This window comes from Pseudomonas sp. IT-196MI5 (genome assembly GCF_949767415.1).
Lineage (GTDB): Bacteria > Pseudomonadota > Gammaproteobacteria > Pseudomonadales > Pseudomonadaceae > Aquipseudomonas.
Genome location: NZ_CATKPZ010000005.1, coordinates 126,976 through 141,234 on the forward strand (window position 1 = coordinate 126,976; position 14,259 = coordinate 141,234).

Annotated in this window: 12 protein-coding genes; all 12 read left to right on the forward strand. The window is 61.4% G+C overall.

What is annotated here, in order from left to right; all coding sequences use genetic code 11:
- The first annotated feature begins 8 nt into the window (after positions 1–8).
- The 12 genes from ACM6IK_RS03965 to purF all read left to right on the forward strand — a co-directional run bounded on the left by ACM6IK_RS03965 (position 9) and on the right by purF (position 14,191).
- A complete protein-coding gene (locus ACM6IK_RS03965) occupies positions 9–776 on the forward strand; it encodes a class I SAM-dependent methyltransferase (protein ID WP_414873241.1) in 768 nt (255 codons plus the stop codon).
- A gap of 65 nt (positions 777–841) precedes the next feature.
- Entirely contained in the window at positions 842–1,924 is a 1,083-nt protein-coding gene (gene leuB, locus ACM6IK_RS03970; RefSeq protein ID WP_414873242.1) for a 3-isopropylmalate dehydrogenase, read from the forward strand.
- Positions 1,925–1,990: 66 nt separating this feature from the next.
- A complete protein-coding gene (gene asd, locus ACM6IK_RS03975; protein ID WP_095052129.1) occupies positions 1,991–3,103 on the forward strand; it encodes an aspartate-semialdehyde dehydrogenase in 1,113 nt (370 codons plus the stop codon).
- A gap of 259 nt (positions 3,104–3,362) precedes the next feature.
- Complete coding sequence (locus ACM6IK_RS03980; protein WP_414873243.1) at positions 3,363–4,373, forward strand: aspartate-semialdehyde dehydrogenase; 1,011 nt, start codon at positions 3,363–3,365, stop codon at positions 4,371–4,373.
- 128 nt (positions 4,374–4,501) lie between these two features.
- A complete protein-coding gene (locus ACM6IK_RS03985) occupies positions 4,502–7,093 on the forward strand; it encodes a FimV/HubP family polar landmark protein (RefSeq protein WP_414873244.1) in 2,592 nt (863 codons plus the stop codon).
- Positions 7,094–7,382: 289 nt separating this feature from the next.
- On the forward strand, positions 7,383–8,207 hold the full coding sequence (gene truA, locus ACM6IK_RS03990; RefSeq protein ID WP_223547831.1) for a tRNA pseudouridine(38-40) synthase TruA: 825 nt from the start codon (positions 7,383–7,385) through the stop codon (positions 8,205–8,207).
- 63 nt (positions 8,208–8,270) lie between these two features.
- Complete coding sequence (locus ACM6IK_RS03995) at positions 8,271–8,897, forward strand: phosphoribosylanthranilate isomerase (RefSeq protein ID WP_414873245.1); 627 nt, start codon at positions 8,271–8,273, stop codon at positions 8,895–8,897.
- A 217-nt stretch (positions 8,898–9,114) separates the two neighbouring features.
- Complete coding sequence (gene accD / locus ACM6IK_RS04000; protein WP_414873246.1) at positions 9,115–10,035, forward strand: acetyl-CoA carboxylase, carboxyltransferase subunit beta; 921 nt, start codon at positions 9,115–9,117, stop codon at positions 10,033–10,035.
- Complete coding sequence (folC, locus tag ACM6IK_RS04005) at positions 10,032–11,339, forward strand: bifunctional tetrahydrofolate synthase/dihydrofolate synthase (RefSeq protein ID WP_414873247.1); 1,308 nt, start codon at positions 10,032–10,034, stop codon at positions 11,337–11,339. Before accD ends, folC begins: the two co-directional genes overlap by 4 nt.
- Positions 11,323–11,985, forward strand: a complete 663-nt coding sequence (locus tag ACM6IK_RS04010; protein ID WP_414873248.1) for an SPOR domain-containing protein — start codon at positions 11,323–11,325, stop codon at positions 11,983–11,985. The genes folC and ACM6IK_RS04010 overlap by 17 nt, the downstream gene beginning before the upstream one ends.
- Positions 11,986–12,083: 98 nt before the next feature.
- On the forward strand, positions 12,084–12,644 hold the full coding sequence (locus tag ACM6IK_RS04015; RefSeq protein ID WP_414873249.1) for a CvpA family protein: 561 nt from the start codon (positions 12,084–12,086) through the stop codon (positions 12,642–12,644).
- Between the two features lie 41 nt (positions 12,645–12,685).
- Positions 12,686–14,191 carry an amidophosphoribosyltransferase gene (gene purF, locus ACM6IK_RS04020; RefSeq protein ID WP_007935163.1) on the forward strand — a complete coding sequence of 502 codons (1,506 nt, stop codon included), beginning with the start codon at positions 12,686–12,688 and terminating at the stop codon, positions 14,189–14,191.
- The last annotated feature ends 68 nt before the right edge of the window (positions 14,192–14,259 follow it).

The following is a 14,259-nucleotide window of genomic DNA, read 5'->3' on the forward strand; positions in this document are numbered from 1 at the left end:
AAGTCCCGATGACCAGCACCGCCCAGCACACCCAGGTAGTCCAGAAGCAATTCGGTGAACAGGCCTCGGCCTACCTGAGCAGCGCCGTACACGCTCAGGGCACTGAATTCGCGCTGCTACAGGCGGAACTGGCCGGGCATGGCGATGCCCGGGTCCTGGACCTTGGCTGCGGGGCCGGTCATGTGAGTTTTCACGTGGCTTCTCTGGTCAAGGAAGTGGTGGCCTACGACCTGTCACAGCAGATGCTCGACGTGGTGAGCGCTGCCGCCGTCGATCGTGGTTTGAGCAATGTGTCCACGGTCAACGGTGCCGCCGAGCGCCTGCCGTTCGCCGATGGCGAATTCGATTTCGTCTTCAGCCGTTATTCGGCGCACCATTGGAGCGATCTGGGCGTGGCGTTGCGGGAAGTGCGCCGGGTGTTGAAACCGGGCGGTGTGGCGGCGTTCGTCGACGTGTTGTCACCGGGTAGCCCGCTGTTCGACACTTACCTGCAAAGCGTCGAAGTACTGCGCGACACCAGCCATGTGCGCGATTATTCCGCCGGCGAGTGGTTGCGCCAGGTCAGCGAGGCGGGGCTGCACACGCGCAGTACCACTCGTCAGCGCCTGCGTCTGGAGTACAACAGCTGGGTCGAGCGCATGCGCACGCCTGAAGTGATGCGCGCGGCGATCCGCGCGTTGCAGCAGTCGATGGGCAACGAAGTACGCGAATATTTCGAGATTGAGGCCGATGGTTCGTTCAGTACCGATGTACTGGTGCTGATGGCAGAACGATAGGCGCTGAGCGATAGAACTTTTCCGGGAGCGCCCCAGGGCGCACCGACTGATGACATGAGGAAAGCATGAGCAAGCAGATTCTGATTCTCCCAGGTGACGGTATTGGCCCGGAAATCATGGCCGAAGCGGTCAAGGTTCTGGAGCTGGCCAGTGACAAGTTCGAGTTGGGTTTCGACCTGAGCTTTGATGTGATCGGCGGCGCGGCCATCGACAAGCATGGCGTGCCGCTGGCCGACGAAACCCTGGAACGTGCCCGTGCGGCCGACGCCGTGTTGCTGGGCGCCGTTGGCGGCCCGAAATGGGATGCCATCGAACGTGACATCCGCCCTGAGCGCGGCCTGTTGAAGATCCGTGCGCAACTGGGCCTGTTCGGCAACCTGCGCCCGGCGATCCTGTACCCGCAACTGGCCGAGGCTTCCAGCCTGAAGCCGGAGATCGTTTCCGGGCTGGACATCCTGATCGTGCGTGAGCTGACCGGCGGTATCTACTTCGGCGCGCCTCGTGGCACCCGCACCCTGGAAAACGGCGAGCGTCAGTCCTACGACACCCTGCCGTACAGCGAAAGCGAAATCCGTCGTATCGCCCGTGTCGGTTTCGACATGGCCATGGTCCGCGGCAAGAAGCTGTGCTCGGTAGACAAGGCCAACGTACTGGCCTCCAGCCAGCTGTGGCGTGAAGTGGTCGAGCAAGTGGCCAAGGATTATCCTGAAGTCGAACTGAGCCACATGTACGTCGACAATGCCGCCATGCAGCTGGTGCGCGCGCCGAAGCAGTTCGACGTGATCGTCACCGACAACATGTTCGGCGACATCCTGTCCGACCAGGCCTCGATGCTCACCGGTTCCATCGGCATGCTGCCGTCGGCGTCCCTGGACACCCACAACAAGGGCATGTACGAGCCGTGCCACGGTTCGGCGCCGGACATCGCGGGCAAAGGCATTGCCAACCCGCTGGCGACCATTTTGTCGGTGTCGATGATGTTGCGTTACAGCTTCAACCAGCAGGCCGCAGCCGATGCCATCGAGAAAGCGGTGAGCCTGGTGCTGGATCAGGGCTTGCGCACGGGCGACATCTGGTCGGCCGGTTGCACTAAAGTCGGTACGCAGGAAATGGGTGACGCAGTAGTCGCCGCGCTGCGGAATCTGTAATCTCTCGGGCCCGCTGCCAAATTCAAGACAAGGCAGCGGTCCACATTTCAAGAAGGTGTAGTTGCGATGAAACGTGTAGGTCTGATCGGTTGGCGCGGTATGGTCGGTTCCGTGCTCATGCAGCGGATGCTGGAAGAGCAGGATTTCGATCTTATCGAGCCGGTGTTTTTCACCACTTCCAATGTCGGTGGCCAAGGCCCGTCCGTGGGCAAGGACATTGCTCCGCTCAAGGACGCTTACAGCATTGAAGAGCTGAAAACCCTCGACGTGATTCTGACCTGCCAGGGTGGCGACTACACCAGCGAAGTCTTCCCCAAGCTGCGTGAAGCCGGCTGGCAGGGTTACTGGATCGACGCCGCTTCCAGCCTGCGCATGCAGGATGACGCGGTGATCGTTCTGGACCCGGTCAACCGCAAGGTGATCGACCAGCAGCTGGACGCGGGCACCAAGAACTACATCGGCGGCAACTGCACCGTCAGCCTGATGCTGATGGGTCTGGGTGGCCTGTTCGAAGCCGGTCTGGTGGAGTGGATGAGCGCCATGACCTATCAGGCGGCCTCCGGTGGCGGGGCGCAGCACATGCGTGAACTGATCAAGCAAATGGGGGTGACCCACGCCGCTGTCGCCGATCAACTGGCCGATCCGGCCAGCGCGATCCTCGACATCGACCGCCGTGTTGCCGACGCCATGCGCAGCGACGCGTACCCGACCGAAAACTTCGGCGTACCGCTGGCCGGCAGCCTGATCCCGTGGATCGACAAGGAACTGCCGAACGGCCAGAGCCGCGAAGAGTGGAAGGCCCAGGCCGAGACCAACAAGATCCTCGGTCGCTTCAAGAGCCCGATCCCGGTCGACGGCATCTGTGTGCGCATCGGCGCCATGCGTTGCCACAGCCAGGCGCTGACCATCAAGCTGAACAAAGACGTGCCGATCGCCGACATCGAAGGGTTGATCAGCCAGCACAACCCTTGGGTCAAGCTGGTGCCGAACAACCGCGAAATCAGCATGCAAGAGCTGAGCCCGACGAAAGTCACCGGCACCCTGAACGTGCCGGTCGGCCGTCTGCGCAAGCTGAACATGGGTTCGCAGTTCGTCGGTGCGTTCACCGTCGGCGACCAGTTGCTGTGGGGCGCGGCCGAACCGCTGCGCCGCATGCTGCGGATCCTGCTCGAGCGTTGATCGGTTGATGCAATGAAAGAACCCGTGCCTTGCAAGAGGTACGGGTTTTTTTATGCAATTAGCGTCGTCAGTGCCGGCCTCATCGCGAGCAAGCTCGCTCCCACAGTGAGTTGGAGTTGAATAGATATTTTGTGTACACCATCAATCCCTGTGGGAGCGAGCTTGCTCGCGATAGGGCCAGGTCAGGCACCACAGAATTGCCTGCATGCCACCCACCCGGTAAAGTGCCGCTCCCCCCGTTTCGCCAGAGGTAAAACCCATGAGCCAGTCCATTGATATTGCCGTGATCGGCGCCACCGGTACTGTCGGCGAAACGCTCGTGCAGATTCTCGAAGAGCGCGATTTCCCGATCGGCACCCTTCATTTGTTGGCCAGCAGCGAATCGGCCGGCAGTTCGGTGCCGTTTCGCGGCAAGAACGTGCGGGTGCGGGAGGTCGATGAGTTCGACTTCAGCAAGGTGCAGCTTGGGTTTTTCGTGGCCGGCCCGGCGGTTTCGTTGAGTTTTGCTTCCCGCGCGACCGATGCCGGATGCTCGGTGATCGATCTCTCCGGTGCCTTGCCGGCCGAAAAGGCGCCGCAGGTCGTGCCTGAGGCCAACGCTCAGGTGTTGGCCGGCTTGAAAAAACCGTTTCAGGTCAGCAGTCCAAGTCCGTCGGCCACCACGCTGGCGGTGGTGCTCGCGCCGCTGATGGATTTGCTCGATTTGCAGCGCATCAGCCTGACCGCCAGCCTGGCGGTATCGGCCCAGGGCCGCGAAGCCGTGAGCGAGCTGGCGCGGCAGACTGCGGAGCTGCTGAATGTGCGGCCGCTGGAGCCGAAATTCTTTGATCGGCAGATGGCCTTCAACCTGTTGGCCCAGGTCGGCAAACCGGATGAGCAAGGTCATACGTTGCTGGAAAAGCGCCTGGTGCGTGAGCTGCGCCAGGTCATGGCGCGGCCGTCATTGAAGATTTCCGTCACATGCATTCAAGCCCCGGTGTTTTTTGGCGATAGCTATAGCGTGACCCTGCAGTCCGCGAGTGAAGTCGACCTGGCGAAAGTCAATGCGGCCCTGGAAGACGCACCCGGCATCGAGCTGGTGGAGGCCGGTGATTACCCGACCCCGGTGGGCGATGCGGTAGGGCAGGATGTGGTCTACGTCGGTCGGGTTCGCCAGGGTATCGACGACCCGTCGGAACTTAATCTGTGGCTGACGTCAGATAACGTACGCAAAGGCGCCGCGCTCAATGCTGTGCAGCTGGCCGAGTTGTTGCTTAAAGACCTGCTGTAAAAGATACTTTGCAACAATTTGTCGAATGATTACGCGTGACGACCCTCGCCGTTGCGCGCAATGCCTTACGGCAGCGACTATCAATATCTTCTCGCTGGCCGAGGAATGTTCAAACTAAGGATGAGCTAATGGTTCAAGTTCGCAAACTGGTGTTAGCAATAGCGGCCGCCTCGGCGCTGTCCTCCGGTATGGCGCATGCCCTCGGGCTCGGGGAATTGACCCTGAAATCGACGCTCAACCAGCCATTGGTAGCGGAAATCGAGCTGCTCGATGTCAAGGATCTCACGGCTGCCGAAGTGGTGCCGAGCCTGGCCTCACCAGACGACTTCGCCAAGGCCGGTGTCGACCGCCAGGCGTTTCTGAACGACTTGACCTTCACCCCGGTGCTCAACGCCAGTGGCAAAAGCATCCTGCGCGTGACCTCCAGCAAGCCACTCTCCGAACCCATGGTGAAGTTCCTGGTTCAGGTCATGTGGCCGAACGGTCGTTTGCTGCGCGACTACAGTGTGCTGCTCGATCCGTCCAAATTCTCGCCGCAAACCGCTGAAGCGGCGGCGCAACCAACGTCAACGGTTGCCGCGCCCGTCACCGGTGCGACCAAAGCGTCGCAATACACCACCACACCGCGCGATACCCTGTGGGAAATCGCCGCGAAGGCGCGTAATGGCGGTTCGATCCAGCAAACCATGCTGGCCATCCAGGCGCTGAACCCGGATGCCTTTATCGACGGCAACATCAACCGCTTGAAAACCGGCCAGGTGCTGCGCCTGCCGGACCAGGTGCAGAGTACGGGCCTGCCGCAACCCAAGGCCATTGCTGAAGTGGCCGCGCAGAACAAGGCCTGGCGCCAGGGGCGTCGTTATGTGGCGAAACCCGGGGCAGGGCAGCAACAGCTCGACGCCACCAATCGCGCACGCACCGATGGTGCTCCGGCGCAAGCGGCCACCGACAAGCTGAGCCTGGTTTCTGCCGAGTCCGGCAAGAACCGTGGCAAAGGACCTGCCGGCGATGCCAGCACCCTCAGCAATAAGCTGGCGGTGACCCAGGAAAGCCTCGACACCAGTCGTCGTGATAACGCCGAACTGAAAAGCCGCATGGCCGACCTGCAAAGCCAGGTGGATAAGCTGCAGCGCCTGATCGAGCTGAAGAACAACCAATTGGCCAAGTTGCAGGTCGAGGGCGCAAATGGCGCCCCGGCTGCTGCGCCGGCGCCGGCAATGTCGGCCGAACTGGCTGCAAACCCGGGGGCAGCGCCTGCCCCGGCTGACACTGCGCCAGCGCCCGAGGCAGCTCCAGCGTCGGCCGGGCAGCCCCTTGAGGCGACACCAGCGGCATCCGACGATCAGAAATTCAATGAGTTGCTGAGCAATCCGGTGCTGCTGGGCCTCGTGGGTGGCGGGGCGGTGATTCTGCTGCTCCTGCTACTGTTGCTGGCGCGTCGCCGCAAGGCCCAGCAAGAAGCCGAGAAACATCTGCGCATGGCCCGGGCCCTGGCCGAAGAGCAGCCGTTCTCGGCGGATTTCGACTTGCCGGAAAGCAGCTTCGAAGGCCTGGAAGTTCCACTGCCGAGCGCGAAGCTGGCGACTGCACCGACGCCAGCTCCCGCGCCAGCGCCGGTAGTCGCTCCAGTCGTGATGACCACGCCGATCGCCGCGCCCTTGGTGGCGCCGGCTGCCGAGCGTTCCGACGACGTGCTGGGCCAGGCTCAATCGCACATCAATGCCGGTCGCTTGAACCAGGCTGCCGCGTTGCTGGAGGATGGCGTCAAGCAAGAGCCGCAGCGTAGCGATTTGCGCTTGAAACTGATGGAGGTCTACGGACAGCAAGGCGATCGCGATGCGTTCGTCGGCCAGGAGCGTCAGTTGGTGGCCAATGGCGACAACTACGCCAAGGTTGAAAAACTCAAAAGCCGTTTCCCGGCCATGGCGCTGGTGGCTGCCGGTGGCATTGCCGCAGCCGCCGTTGCCGCCGAGCTGGACGCGCAATACGTCAAGGATCTGTTGCTCGATGAGCCGCAAGCACCGGCGCCAGAGCCAGCGGCGTTCGAGGATGACCTCGACAGCGCCTTCGACCTGAGTCTGGATGATCTGGACGCGATCACGCCTGTGGCGCCTGCACCTGAACCGGAAGTGGCGGCGCTGGCAGACCTGGATGAATTCCCGCTGGATGACGATCTGAGTTTTGAGTCGGTGTTGCAGCAACAGACTGAAATCAAGGAAAACCTCGATGATCTGTCGGACTTCGACCTGGACCTGGATCTCGGTGCAGAGCCGTCTCCGGCGATACTGGCTGAAGACGATTTCCTGCTGGATCTGGACGAAGGCGTGAAGGACGTTGCGGTTGCCGAAACCCCGGCTGTGCCTGAAGTCGCGCTGGATGATCTGGAGTTACCGGCCGATTTCGACCTGTCGCTGGCCGACGAAATGGACGCGCCGGATGCCTTCGCGGCAGAGCTGGATGATGTCAATGCCGAGCTGGAGAGCTTGTCCAACAGCATCGGCGAGCTGACCTTCACCGAAGCGGATGCCGCACTGGGCGACGATGATGACTTCGACTTCCTCTCGGGCACTGACGAAGCCGCCACCAAGCTCGATCTGGCTCAGGCCTATATCGACATGGGCGACAGCGATGGCGCTCGCGACATCCTCAATGAGGTGGTGAGCGAAGGCAGTGCCGAGCAGAAGAGCGAAGCCGAGGAAATGCTTTCGCGCCTGGCTTGAGTGTCCGGTAGGTTGTAAACAGAGCGGCAGCCCATTGAGGCTGCCGTTTTTATTTGGCCGATGAGTTGATGTCGTCTGCTGTGGCCCCTTCGCGAGCAGGCTCGCTCCCACAGGGTTCTATGCCAGGCATCAATCACTGTGGGAGCGAGCCTGCTCGCGAAGAGGCCCTAACATTCACTCCAGTCCCTCAGTTGTACTGGCATCCCCTCCAGTCAGCCTTATAATGCCCGCCTTTGGTACATCAGCAGGCTGTCCCTCCTTGGCAAATATAGATAACCCGGCCGCCGAAATGGCAGCCGACGGCTTTTTCCGCATCGCGCTGGGCGTCGAATACAAAGGCTCGCGCTACCGCGGCTGGCAGCGCCAGGCGTCCGGGGTGCTCACCGTGCAGGAAACCCTCGAAAACGCCTTGTCGAAAGTCGCCGACTCGCCCGTTTCGCTGATGTGCGCCGGGCGTACCGATGCCGGGGTGCATGCCTGCGGACAGGTGGTGCATTTCGACACCCGGGTCGAGCGTTCGATGAAGGCCTGGACCATGGGCGCCAACATCAACTTGCCCCACGACGTCAGTGTCAGTTGGGCCAAGGTCATGCCGGCGCATTTCCATGCGCGGTTCAAGGCCATCGCCCGGCGTTATCGCTATGTGATCTACAACGATCAGATCCGCCCGGCGCACCTGAACGAAGAAGTGACCTGGAACCACCGTCCGCTGGACGTCGAGCGCATGGCCGAGGCCGCCCGGTACCTGCTCGGCACCCATGATTTCAGCGCGTTTCGCGCCGGCCAGTGCCAGGCCAAGTCGCCGATCAAGGAGCTGCACCACCTGCGCGTCACCCGTCACGGCAAGATGATCGTGCTGGATATTCGCGCCAGCGCCTTCCTGCATCACATGGTGCGCAACATTGCCGGCGTGCTGATGACCATTGGTGCCGGTGAACGTCCGGTGGAGTGGATGAAAGAGGTGCTGGAGAGCCGGATTCGCCGGTCCGGTGGCGTGACGGCGCATCCGTTCGGGTTGTATCTGGTGCAGGTCGAATACCGCGACGAGTTCCAATTGCCCGAGCGTTACATCGGTCCACACTTCCTGACCGGTTTCTCGGAACTTGGCGGCTGACGCCCTCGAATGCTTTTGTTACCATCCGGGACTTTCCCGGATTTGTCTTGGAGTTGTGTCGACATGTCAGCCGTTCGCAGCAAGATCTGTGGGATTACCCGCATTGAGGATGCGTTGGCAGCCGTCGAGGCCGGGGCGGATGCCATCGGATTCGTGTTTTACGCCAAGAGTCCCCGTGCGGTGACGTTCCAGCAGGCGCGCTCGATCATCAAGGCGCTGCCGCCGTTCGTAACCACCGTGGGCTTGTTCGTCAATGCGAGCCGTTGCGAGTTGGGTGAGATTCTCGACGCGGTGCCTCTGGACCTGCTGCAATTTCACGGCGATGAAAGCGCGGCCGAGTGCGAAGGTTGGCATCGCCCGTACATCAAGGCGCTGCGGGTCAAGGCGGGTGATGACATCGCCGCGGCCTGTGAAGCCTATGCCAGTGCCAGCGGCATCTTGCTCGATACCTATGTCGAAGGCGTTCCCGGAGGAACCGGCGAAGCGTTTGACTGGTCACTGATACCGCAAGGCCTGAGCAAGCCGATCATTCTGGCGGGCGGTCTGACGCCGGATAACGTCGCCGAAGCGGTTGCGCGCGTCCGGCCTTATGCCGTGGATGTCAGTGGCGGGGTTGAGGCGAGCAAGGGCATCAAGGATCACGCAAAGATTCAGGCATTTATCAAAGCGGTACGTGGTAGCACCTGTTGATGTGACGGCTGGCAGACTGCCGCCGTCCACTGCACTGTACAAAGCGGATGCACTGCACACAGCAGGCAGATCCGAGGGTTTTTGGTTGCACGCAGGTCATGTTTCGCGCTGACCGTGGCAGTCCATCGACCGTCGCCGCACACATGAATTTAGCGCTAGGGCATACACGGGGCCGCGAACCAGAGCGTTCGGGCCGCCGGTACTGGAGAAAGAAAGCATGAGCAACTGGTTAGTAGACAAACTGATCCCTTCGATCATGCGTTCCGAGGTCAAGAAGAGCTCGGTGCCTGAAGGTCTTTGGCACAAATGCCCGTCTTGCGAGGCTGTGCTGTATCGTCCGGAGCTGGAAAAGACCCTGGACGTTTGCCCCAAGTGCAACCATCACATGCGTATCGGCGCCCGCGCCCGTATCGACATCTTCCTCGACGTCGAAGGTCGTACCGAGCTGGGTGCAGACCTGGAGCCGGTTGACCGTCTGAAATTCCGCGACGGCAAGAAGTACAAGGACCGCCTGACCGCTGCACAAAAGCAGACCGGCGAAAAAGACGCGCTGATTTCCATGAGCGGTACCTTGCTGGGCATGCCGATCGTGGTTTCGGCGTTCGAGTTTTCCTTCATGGGCGGTTCGATGGGCGCCATCGTCGGTGAGCGTTTCGTTCGCGCTGCCAACTACGCCCTGGAAAAACGTTGCCCGATGGTCTGCTTCGCAGCTTCCGGTGGTGCACGGATGCAGGAAGCGCTGATTTCCCTGATGCAGATGGCCAAGACCTCCGCGGTGCTGGCGCGTTTGCGTGAAGAGGGCATCCCGTTCATCTCCGTGCTGACCGATCCGGTCTACGGCGGCGTTTCCGCCAGTCTGGCGATGCTGGGCGACGTGATTGTCGGTGAGCCGAAGGCGTTGATCGGTTTTGCCGGTCCGCGTGTGATCGAGCAAACCGTGCGTGAAAAACTGCCGGAAGGCTTCCAGCGCAGCGAGTTCCTGCTGGAGCACGGTGCCATCGACATGATCATCGACCGTCAGGAGCTGCGTCCGCGTCTGGGCAACCTGCTGGCGCAAATGATGGGGCTGCCGACTCCGACGTTCGTGGCTGCACCTATCGAGCCGATCGTGGTTCCACCGGTACCCGCCAGCCTATGACTCAACGTACCCTCGGCGAATGGCTCGCCTACCTCGAACAGTTGCACCCTTCGGCCATCGACATGGGCCTGGAGCGGTCGCAGCAGGTAGCGTCCCGCATGGGATTGGGCAAGCTGGCGCCGCGGGTGATTACGGTCACCGGGACCAACGGCAAGGGTTCCACCTGTGCGTTCGTGGCGTCCTTGCTGCGGGCCCAGGGCTTGAAAGTGGGGGTTTACAACTCCCCGCACCTGCTGCGTTACAACGAGCGGGTCCAGCTCAATGGCGTCGAAGCCACTGACGCCGAGCTGTGCGAGGCCTTTGCTGCGGTAGAGGCCGGGCGCGGCGATACTTCCCTGACTTACTTCGAAATGGGCACCCTGGCGGCGTTCTGGCTGTTCCAGCGCTCAGGGCTCGATGCCGTGGTGCTGGAAGTCGGTCTTGGCGGTCGCCTGGATACGGTCAACGTGGTGGACGCCGACGTGGCGCTGGTCACTAGCATTGGCGTCGATCATGCGGATTACCTCGGTGATACCCGAGAGTCCGTGGCCTTCGAGAAGGCCGGTATTTTCCGTCAGGGCGCGCCTGCGCTCTGCGGTGATCTGAATCCTCCACAACCTCTGCTGGACAAGGCGCGCGAGCTCAAGTGCCCGTTTTTCCTGCGTGGGCGCGATTTTGATCTCGGTATGACCGATCACAACTGGCAGTGGCGCGGTGTCGATGCGCAAGGGCGCGCGGTTGAACTGCGCGACCTGCCGCTGCTCGATCTGCCGATGGAAAACGCTGCGCTGGCGTTGCAGGCGTACCTGCTGCTCGGCTTGCCTTGGGTGGATGCGCAGATTATCGAGGCGCTGCGGGCAACGAAGGTGGTCGGTCGTCTGGATCGCCGTGAGTTCGAGTGGCAAGGCAAGCGCTTGAGTCTATTGCTGGATGTGGGGCATAACCCGCACGCGGCGGAGTATCTGGCGCGTCGTCTGGCCAGTCGCCCGCCGGTCGGCAAGCGTCTGGCGGTGTTCGGTTTGCTGGCGGACAAGGATCTGGATGGTGTTGTCGGCGAATTGAATGCTAGTGTCCAGCACTGGGCCGTTGCACCTCTGGATTCGCCTCGAGCGCGTTCGGTTGCGGATCTGCACGATGCGTTGCAAGGTCTTGGGGCGTCGGTCACGTCATACGGCAGTGTCGCGGCCGCCCTGGAAGGGCAGTGCGCGCAGGCCACGAGCAACGACGAAATCCTGTTGTTCGGATCATTTTATTGTGTCGCCGAGGCCCTTGAATGGCTGGCCCGGCGCTCCACGGAGGACGCGGCGAATGGCATTGCTGGATAAGGCATACAAGCAGCGCATGGTTGGCGCCCTGGTGTTGGTCGCGCTGGCGGTGATTTTTCTGCCGATGCTGTTTTCCCGCCAGGACGAACAGCGCCAGGTGACGGTCCAGGCGCCCGCGGCTCCGCAGGCGCCTGCGATGCCCCAGGTACAGGTCGAGCCCGTGGTGGTGCCCGAGCCGCAAGCATTGCCTCAGGAACCCGTGCCGAGCGATGAGGACATCGCCCAGCAGGAATCGGCGGTGCCAACTGCGCCGGTAGCGCCTGCGGCTCCAGCGCCAGCGACCAAGCCGGCTGCACCTGCGCCGGTCCCGGCTTTGGCGGCCAAACCTGCGACAGCGCCTGCCCAGCCGATCACCGCGGCACCGGGCAAGCCGGACACCACGCAAAGCCGTGTCGATGCCAATGGCTTGTCTGTCAGTTGGTCGGTGCAACTGGCCAGCCTGTCGAGTCGTGAAAGCGCGGAAAAGCTTCAGAAAACCCTGCGCAGCCAGGGCTACAACGCCTATATCCGTACCGCCGACGGCAAAAACCGGGTGTTTGTCGGGCCGCTGATCGAGCGCGCCGAAGCCGACCGGCTGCGTGACTTGTTGAACCGCCAGCAGAATCTCAAGGGGTTTGTGGTGCGCTTTCAGCCGGAACGTGGCTAAAACTATCGCCCCGATATGAAATGCACTGGCAATAGCAGCTTACCGATAAGCACGGGCTCTGCTAAAATGCGCCGCCTTATCCGTCTGTAGGCTGCACTGTGCTATTTACCTGGGTTGACTGGGCGATCGTAGCGATCGTCGCCATCTCCGCATTGATCAGTCTGAGCCGCGGCTTCGTCACAGAAGCATTGTCGCTGCTGACCTGGATCATCGCAGGAGTCGTTGCCTGGATGTTCGGTGGCTCACTGTCCGAGTACCTCGGCGGGTACATTCAAACGCCATCGGCTCGTATAATCACGGGCTGTGCCATCATGTTTGTCGCCACTTTAATCGTAGGCGCAATGATCAATTATCTTATCGGCGAACTGGTACGCGTCACCGGGCTCTCCGGGACCGACCGATTCCTCGGCATGGCCTTCGGCGCCGCGCGTGGCGGGTTGCTGGTGGTCATCGCCGTCGGGCTGTTGAGCCTGGGGCCGGTACAGCAGGACGGGTGGTGGAAAGAGTCACAGCTCGTGCCAAAATTTTTATTGGTCGCCGACTGGTCCAAAAACCTGATCCTCGGGTGGAGCAGTCAGTGGCTTGCCAGCGGAATCAGCGTACCCGCTGATATACCGTTCAAGGAGCACCTCTTGCCGATGGCCAAAACGCCTCAGTGAGTTGTGTTCAGTTCAGATCCATTAAGTAGGGGTTGCGTCGCATGTGTGGCATCGTCGGTATCGTCGGTAAGTCGAACGTCAATCAGGCGCTGTATGACGCGCTAACCGTCCTCCAGCACCGCGGCCAGGACGCTGCCGGTATCGTGACCAGCCATGATGGCCGGTTATTCCTGCGCAAGGACAACGGCCTGGTACGTGACGTGTTCCATCAGCGTCACATGCAGCGCCTGGTCGGTCACATGGGTATTGGCCATGTGCGCTACCCGACCGCGGGCAGCTCGACCTCGGCCGAAGCTCAACCGTTTTACGTCAACTCGCCTTATGGCATCACCCTGGCGCACAACGGTAACCTGACCAACGTTGAACAACTGGCCAAGGAGATTTACGAATCTGACCTGCGCCACGTCAACACCAACTCCGATTCGGAAGTGCTGCTCAACGTGTTCGCACACGAGCTGGCCCAGCGCGGCAAGTTGCAGCCGACCGAAGAAGACGTGTTCGCCGCCGTGACTGACGTGCACAACCGTTGTGTCGGTGGCTACGCCGTCGTGGCGATGGTGACCGGCTACGGCATCGTCGGTTTCCGCGACCCGCATGGCATCCGTCCGATCGTGTTCGGCCAGCGTCACACCGACGAAGGCGTCGAGTACATGATCGCCTCCGAAAGCGTTTCCCTGGACGTGCTCGGCTTCACCCTGATTCGCGACCTGGCACCGGGCGAAGCGGTCTACATCACTGAAGACGGCAAGCTGCACACCCGCCAGTGCGCGACCAACCCGTCGTTGACTCCGTGCATTTTCGAACATGTGTACCTGGCGCGTCCGGACTCGATCATCGACGGCGTCTCGGTCTACAAGGCCCGCCTGCGCATGGGCGAGAAACTGGCCGAGAAGATCCTGCGCGAGCGTCCGGATCACGATATCGACGTGGTCATCCCGATCCCGGACACCAGCCGCACTGCGGCCCTGGAGCTGGCGAACCATTTGGGCGTGAAGTTCCGCGAAGGCTTCGTGAAGAACCGCTACATCGGCCGGACCTTCATCATGCCGGGCCAGGCCGCGCGGAAAAAATCCGTGCGCCAGAAGCTCAATGCCATCGAACTGGAATTCCGCGGCAAGAACGTGATGCTGGTGGACGACTCCATCGTTCGCGGCACCACCTGCAAGCAGATCATCCAGATGGCCCGCGAAGCCGGCGCCAAGAACGTCTACTTCTGCTCCGCAGCGCCAGCGGTTCGCTACCCGAACGTCTACGGCATCGACATGCCGAGCGCCCACGAACTGATCGCGCATAACCGTTCGACCCAGGACGTGGCAGACCTGATCGGCGCTGACTGGCTGATCTATCAGGACTTGCCTGACTTGATCGAAGCGGTCGGTGGCGGCAAGATCAAGATCGACAAGTTCGATTGTGCGGTGTTCGACGGCCAGTACGTCACCGGCGACGTCGACGAGGCTTACCTGAACAAGATCGAGCAGGCACGCAACGATGCCTCCAAGGTCAAGACGCAGGCAGTCAGTGCGATCATCGATCTGTACAACAACTGAGTTTACTACCGGCCCTGAGGGGCCGGTTTTGTATCTGGCAAAAAGAACTTCATCTATCAAGAGCAGGG